The sequence below is a fragment of the Aquabacterium sp. A08 genome, from assembly GCF_011742065.1.
In genome coordinates this window covers 23,505-29,754 of the sequence record NZ_JAAQQT010000656.1, presented here as the reverse complement: position 1 = coordinate 29,754, position 6,250 = coordinate 23,505, and the positions used below count along the sequence as shown (strand labels likewise).

Annotated in this window: 9 protein-coding genes and 1 pseudogene; 2 read left to right on the top strand and 8 right to left on the bottom strand. The window is 70.1% G+C overall.

Going from position 1 to position 6,250, the window contains the following annotated elements; translation table 11 throughout:
* Positions 1-501, top strand: a pseudogene (locus HA630_RS15300) (23S rRNA (uracil(1939)-C(5))-methyltransferase); the annotation flags it as partial.
* Between the two features lie 9 nt (positions 502-510).
* On the opposite strand, the gene HA630_RS15295 reads toward HA630_RS15300, so the two are convergent.
* Positions 511-945 (bottom strand): hypothetical protein, encoded by a 435-nt coding sequence (locus tag HA630_RS15295; RefSeq protein ID WP_166835788.1) that lies wholly within the window; start codon positions 943-945, stop codon positions 511-513.
* Positions 946-1,033: 88 nt separating this feature from the next.
* The gene (locus HA630_RS15290; RefSeq protein ID WP_166835786.1) at positions 1,034-1,726 is read right to left on the bottom strand and encodes a Bax inhibitor-1 family protein; all 693 of its coding nucleotides are present in this window, start codon (positions 1,724-1,726) and stop codon (positions 1,034-1,036) included.
* 101 nt (positions 1,727-1,827) lie between these two features.
* On the opposite strand from HA630_RS15290, the gene HA630_RS15285 reads away from it, so the two are divergent.
* Complete coding sequence (locus HA630_RS15285; RefSeq protein ID WP_166835784.1) at positions 1,828-2,235, top strand: heme-binding protein; 408 nt, start codon at positions 1,828-1,830, stop codon at positions 2,233-2,235.
* Between the two features lie 23 nt (positions 2,236-2,258).
* Here the strand turns inward: HA630_RS15285 and hemP are convergent, their stop codons facing one another.
* The 6 genes from hemP to HA630_RS15255 form a co-directional block, all read right to left on the bottom strand.
* Positions 2,259-2,486, bottom strand: a complete 228-nt coding sequence (hemP, locus tag HA630_RS15280; protein WP_166835783.1) for a hemin uptake protein HemP — start codon at positions 2,484-2,486, stop codon at positions 2,259-2,261.
* Positions 2,483-2,890 carry a biopolymer transporter ExbD gene (locus HA630_RS15275; protein ID WP_166835781.1) on the bottom strand — a complete coding sequence of 136 codons (408 nt, stop codon included), beginning with the start codon at positions 2,888-2,890 and terminating at the stop codon, positions 2,483-2,485. Before HA630_RS15275 ends, hemP begins: the two co-directional genes overlap by 4 nt.
* Positions 2,891-2,901: 11 nt before the next feature.
* On the bottom strand, positions 2,902-3,633 hold the full coding sequence (locus tag HA630_RS15270; RefSeq protein WP_166835779.1) for a MotA/TolQ/ExbB proton channel family protein: 732 nt from the start codon (positions 3,631-3,633) through the stop codon (positions 2,902-2,904).
* Positions 3,634-3,639: 6 nt separating this feature from the next.
* A complete protein-coding gene (locus HA630_RS15265) occupies positions 3,640-4,383 on the bottom strand; it encodes an energy transducer TonB (protein ID WP_371809263.1) in 744 nt (247 codons plus the stop codon).
* A 70-nt stretch (positions 4,384-4,453) separates the two neighbouring features.
* On the bottom strand, positions 4,454-5,563 hold the full coding sequence (locus tag HA630_RS15260) for an alpha-hydroxy acid oxidase (RefSeq protein WP_166835792.1): 1,110 nt from the start codon (positions 5,561-5,563) through the stop codon (positions 4,454-4,456).
* Positions 5,563-6,249 (bottom strand): Fe2+-dependent dioxygenase, encoded by a 687-nt coding sequence (locus tag HA630_RS15255; protein ID WP_166835775.1) that lies wholly within the window; start codon positions 6,247-6,249, stop codon positions 5,563-5,565. The genes HA630_RS15260 and HA630_RS15255 overlap by 1 nt, the downstream gene beginning before the upstream one ends.
* Position 6,250: the final 1 nt, after the last annotated feature.

Below are 6,250 nucleotides of genomic sequence, written 5' to 3'. Positions count from 1 at the left end.
GGCCTGGGCAACTTCACGCTGCCGCTGGCGACGCAGGCGCGCGAGGTGCTGGGCATCGAAGGCAGCGAGGCGCTGGTCGCGCGTTCGCGCCAGAACCTGGAGCGCAACCGGGCGCAACGCAGGGGCCTGGCGCCGACGAGCTTCGTCGCGCGCAACCTGTTCGAGATGACGCCCGACATGCTGGTGGCCGACGGCTGCGCCGACAAATGGCTGGTCGATCCGCCGCGCGAAGGGGCGTTTGCCTTGTCCAAGGCGTTGGCCGATCTGCACCAGTCGCGCATCGGCGCCGAGGGCGCTGCCCTGCTCACGCCCGAGCAGGCGGCCTGGACGCCGCCGCAGCGCATCGTCTACGTCAGTTGCAACCCGGCCACCCTGGCGCGCGACGCCGGCCTGCTGGTGCACCAGGCGGGTTACCGCTGCACCGCCGCGGGCGTGGTCAACATGTTCCCGCACACCGCGCACGTCGAGTCGATCGCGGTGTTCGAGCGCGCGGGCGACTGAAGTTCGGCGTCAGCGCCCCGGTGCGATGCTGGGGCGGCCGGGCAGGGCCGGCAGTTCAATGGCCCCGCTGGGGGCCGGGGCGGCTGCCGGGGTCGCGCTGGTGCTGCTGGCGGGCAGCACCACCTCTTCTGCCGGCGCACGGGGGAGGGCTGCGGCCGATGGCATGCCGGCGATGTCGTTTTCCCGCATGTACCCATCCATCTCGCGCCAGCCCTCGAAAATTGCGGCCTTCGAGGCCCTGGGGTTGGCGCCGTAGCAATCCTCCAGGCTGCGCACCGCGTGGCGGCAGGCGCCGCCGATGGCCCGGCCCTCGGCTTCCTTCTTCTGGGCCACCTTGCCGGGGGTTTCCACGCCCAGGGCATCGCAGCCGGTCAGCAGCCAGGCGGCGGCGAGCAGCACCCCGGCGGGACGCAAGAGGCGGGCAAAGGTGTGTGAACGCGGCATAGACAGATTTTCGGCCAGTTCGTCCGCAACTTGACCGCGGTGGCCATGAAAAAGGGGCCTTGCGGCCCCCGGTGGTGGTGGGTTGGGGTCAATCCCGTTCGCCGCCGAACAGGCCCAGCAGAGCCAGCAGGCTCTGGAAGATGTTGAACAGGCTCAGGTACAGGCCCAGGGTGGCACTGATGTAGTTGGTTTCGCCGCCGTCCACGATGCGTTTGAGGTCCACCAGCAGGAAGGCGCTGAAGATGCCGATGGCCATCACGCTCAACACCGCCATGCCGATCGGGCTGCCGACGAACACGTTGACGATGCCGCCGATCAGCAGCACCACCGCACCCATGAACAGCCACTTGCTCAGGCCTTCCAGGTCGCGCTTGACGACGGCGGACAGGTTGGCCATGACCAGGAACACGCCGGCGGTGCCGCCAAAGGCGGTCATGATCAGGTCGGCCCCGTTCTGGAAGCCCAGCACCATGGCCAGCATGCGCGACAGCATCAGGCCCATGAAGAAGGTGAAGGCCAGCAGCACCGGCACGCCGGCGGCGGAATTCTTGGTTTTCTCGATGGCGAACATGAAGCCGAAGGCGCCCCCCAGGAACACGATCAGGCCCAGCCCGCCGGTGAGCGAGGCGGTGATGCCGGTGGCCACCCCGATCCAGGCGCCCAGCACCGTGGGCAGCATGCTCAGGGCCAGCAGCCAGTAGGTGTTGCGCAGCACCCGGTTGCGGGCCGGGCTGGACACCGCGGTGCCGAAGCGGCCGGGGCTGTGGGTCTGGTCGGTCATGTCTGCAACTCCTCGTGAAAAAAAGATCATTCTAGAAGCCTGGCTCAGGGTTTAAGCTGTGGTCTTCACTGCAATGGAGCCCACGCGGCAAGGAAAAGTTCATGAAATCGAAAGCCACGCTCGAAATGTCCGACGTCAAAGCCCTGGCCGCCGCGGCCGAGGCCGAGGCCCTGAAAAACAACTGGGCCGTCACCATTGCCGTCGTGGACGACGGTGGGCATTTGCTGTGGCTGCAACGCCTGGACGGCGCCGCGCCGGTGTCGGCCCACATCGCCCCGGCCAAGGCCCACACCGCCGCCCTGGGGCGCCGCGAGAGCAAAATTTACGAGGACGTGATCAACCAGGGCCGCACCTCGTTCCTGAGCGCCCCGACCATCGCCGGCATGCTCGAAGGCGGGGTGCCCATCGTCAAGGACGGGCAGTGCATTGGGGCGGTCGGCGTCAGCGGTGTCAAGTCCAACGAGGACGCACAGATCGCCAAGGCCGGCATCGCAGCCCTGGGCCTCTGAAGGCGGGGGCCGCTGTGCCCCGCTCACTTGGTCAGGATCAGCTTGCCCTGCCGCGTGGCCTGCAACCGGTAGCGCTGCCCCTGGTGCTGAATGAACAGTTCCCGCTGGCCTTGCAACAGGCTGGCGCTGTCCACCACCGGCGCCTGGCCGCTGTGGTGGGGGGCGGTCTCCGGCGCCCCGTTGTGCGTTGGGCCGACCCCGCCAGCACCGTCCCCTGGCGTGGTGCCGGCAGGTTTGTCGATGCGGCTCATGGTTCGGTCACGAACGCCAGCTTGCGCACCCCGGCGCGCTGGGCGCTGGCCATGGCCTGGGCCACGCGCTCGTAGCGCACCGCTTTGTCGCCGCGGATGTGCAGATCGGGCTGCGGCGTCTGCGCCGCGGCCTGGGCCAGGCGCGCGTCCAGTTCCTCGTCGCTCACCGGGGCCTCGTTCCAGTGGAACTGGCCCTGGGCGTCCACGCTCAGGCGCACGGTCTCGGGCTTGTCGGGGTTGACCTGGGTGGATGCCTGCGGCAGGTCCACATTCACCGAATGCTTCATCACCGGCACGGTGATGATGAAGACGATCAGCAGCACCAGCATCACGTCGATCAGCGGGATCATGTTGATCTCGCTCAGCACCTCGCCGTCGTCCGCCTCGGGGTGGGAAAATGCCATGACCGTGCCCCTTAGCCTTGTTTGATCGGCCGCACTTTGGCGTCGGCCGGGGTGCCCGCGCCCACCCGGGCGCCGGTGACGAAGTAGGCGTGCAGGTCGTGGGCGAAGCGGTTGAGCTTGTGCAGCAGGCCCTTGTTGCCGCGCACCAGGGCGTTGTAGCCCAGCACCGCCGGAATGGCCACCACCAGGCCCAGCGCCGTCATGATGAGCGCCTCGCCGATGGGGCCGGCCACCTTGTCGATGGTGGCCGAGCCGGCCGCGCCAATGCCCAGCAGCGCGTGGTAAATGCCCCAGACCGTGCCGAACAGGCCCACGAAGGGCGCGGTGGAGCCGACCGAGGCCAGGATGGCCAGACCGGATTGCAGCCGGGTGGTGAAGTCGTCCAGCGCGTTGCGCAGCGAGCGCGTTACCCACTCGCTCACGTCCAGGCTGTCGTGCAACTGGCGCGGCGGCTCGCCGTCGAGGTGCAGGATGTGGCTGGTGGCCTCGCGCCCCTGCAGGGCCAGCAGGTAGAAGGGGTTGTCGCCCTCGGGGCCGAGCTTGTTCAATCCCTCGGCAAAGTCCTTGCTGTGCCAGAAGTTGTCCACGGCGCGCGCCTGGGCGCGGTGGCGGCGCAGGTTCAGCGCCTTGAGCGCGATCACGACCCAACTCGCGACCGACATGGCCAGCAGGATCAGGGCCACGGTGCGGATCACCCAGTCGCCCTGCGACCAGACGTGGCTCAAGCCAAATTGCGTTTCCATCGGTGTTTACTCCAAAACAAAATTGATCGGGACGTTGAACCACATCGCCTCGGCCACGCCGTTGCGCTTGCCGGGCACATAGCGCCAGCGCAGCACGGTTTGCAAGGCGGTCTGGTCCAGGCGGTCGTAGCCGCTGGACGTGCGGATTTCGGCCTGGCTGGCGCGGCCGTCCACCTCGATGAACACCCGCAGCACCACCTTGCCTTGCTCGCCCAGGCGTTTGCTCAGTGGGGGGTAGGCGGGGCGCGGGTTGTTCAGGTAGTCGGCATTGGCCGAAGGCAGTTCGATGCGCGGTGCCGCCGGCGTGGCCGGCCCCGCAGCCGTTGCTGCAGGGGGGGCGGACGGCGCGGGTGCGGCCGGGACCGCTGCGGGCGCAGGGGCTTCGGCCAGGGCCGTTGGCGGCGACGGCGTGTCGCTCACCGGGGCGACCACCGGCGACGGCGCGGCGGCCGGTCGGGCCGGCGGAGCGGGGCGAGGCGTCGGTGCTGGGGTGGGCGGCACGGGCGGGCGTGGCGCGGGTGCCTGGGGCCGCGGGGTGGGCGCAGCCGCGGGCGCCGCGCTGGCGACCCACTCCACAAGAATTTCGGCCGGCACCACCGCCTCGCTGGGTCGCTGGACCAGGCCGCGCTGCAGCAGCCACAGGCCGCCGGCGTGGGCGGCGACCACGGCGGCGAGGACCACGAGTTGGCGGGCAGGCATGGGCGGTGGGGGCGTGAGGGACAGCGCGTTCACGGTTTCAGCACCCACCATCCGGCCACGGCCACCAACAGCAAAGCGCTGAGCAGTTCGATCAACATGAACATCATAACCAGTAAGGTATTTATTCTAAACGAGAACGATTCGTGTTTTTTATGTGGTGCAGATATTCGGGCCCGATATCGGCCACCCGGGTCACGCCGCACAGGGCCATGGTGGCCCAGAACTCGTCCCGCAGCAAGCGCAGCACATGGGCCACGCCGCGCGCGCCCCCGTTGGCCAGGCCCCACAGCACCGGGCGGCCCACCAGCACGGCGTCGGCGCCCAGGGCCAGGGCCTTGAACACGTCGGTGCCGCGGCGGATGCCGCCGTCCACCAGAAGGGCGCAGCCGCCTTGTACCGCGTCGGCCATGGCGGGCAGCAGCTCGGCGGTGGGTAGGACGGTGTCCAGGACCCGGCCGCCGTGGTTGGAGACGATCAAGCCGGCCACCCCCAGCGACAGGGCCAGCCGGGCGTCGTCCGGGTGGGTCACGCCCTTGAGCAGCAGCGGCAGGGGCGCGTGCGCCCGCAGCCAGCGCACGTCGTCCCAGGTGGGGGCTTGTTGCAGCAGTTGGGCGGGGTCGCCGGGCGGGTGCGGGGTTGGCCAGTGTGGCAGGGGGGCGGTGTCGGCACCGGGCAGGCCGGCGCGGCGTTCGCGGTCGCGCACCCCCTGCAGGGGGGCGTCCACCGTCAGCACCAGCGCCTGGTAGCCGGCGGCGTGGGCGCGCTGCGCCAGGGCCAGGGTGTGGCCGCGGTCGCCCAGGTGGTACAACTGGAACCACAGCGGCCCGGCCCCGGTGCCGGGGCCCACCAGTGGGGCCACGTCTTCCAGGGCGGTGTGGCTCTGCATGCTCAACACCAGACCCACGCCCAGCGCCGACGCGGCCAGCGCGGTGGCGCGCTCGGCGTCCGGGTGGGCCAGGACCTGGCGTGCCATGGGGGCCACCAGCAGCGGTGTCGGGCAGGGCTGCCCCAGCACCTGGGTGGCGGTGTCCAGCCCCTGCAGCGGGCGCAACACCCGGGGACGCAGGGACCAGGACGACCAAGCCGCCCCGTTGGCACGCAAGGTGTGTTCGTCGGCCGCGCCACCGGCCCAGTAGGCCCAGACCGCGTCGGGCACGCGCTGGCGGGCCAGGGCTTCGTGGTCGGCCAGGTTCACCGGAGCGGTGGCTGGGGCGGGTGGGGTGGCGCCCATCAGGTGCTGGCCCATTGGCGCAACAGGTTGTGGTACACGCCGGTGAGTGCCGTGGTTTCGGCGGTTTCGCCGTGGCGTTCGCGCAGCTTCAGCAGGTTCATGTCCAGTTCAAACAGGAGGCGGCGCTGTGCGTCGCTGCGCACCATGCTCTCCACCCAGAAGAACGAGGCCAGGCGGGTGCCCCGGGTCACGGGCGTGACTTCGTGCAGGCTGGTGCCGGGGTAGAGCACCGCGTCGCCGGCGGCCAGCTTGACGCGTTGCACGCCGTAGGTGTCGTGCACGGTGAGCTCGCCGCCGTCGTATTCGTCCGGGTTGGACAGAAACAGGGTGCAGGACAGGTCGGTGCGCACCCATTCCTGGGTGCGGCGGGAATGCAGCACGGCGCCGTCGATGTGCGCGCCGTAGGCCGGGTGTTCGGGCCGGTAGCGGTTGAACAGCGGGTGGTAGCAGCGGCGCGGCAGCGCCGCCGAAAAGAACAGGGGGCTGCGCTGCACCGCCGCCAGCACCTGGGCCTGCAACTGCGGCGCGAGGAGGTGGTCTTGCGCCAACTGTTCGTTGCGCTTGACCGCCGCCGCCTGCCCGCCGGCGCTGCTGCGGCCATCGATCCACAGGGCGGCATCGGCCAGGCGCTCGCGCAGGCCGCGCACCTCCTCGGCGTTCAGGATCTGGGGCAGGTGCAGCAGCATG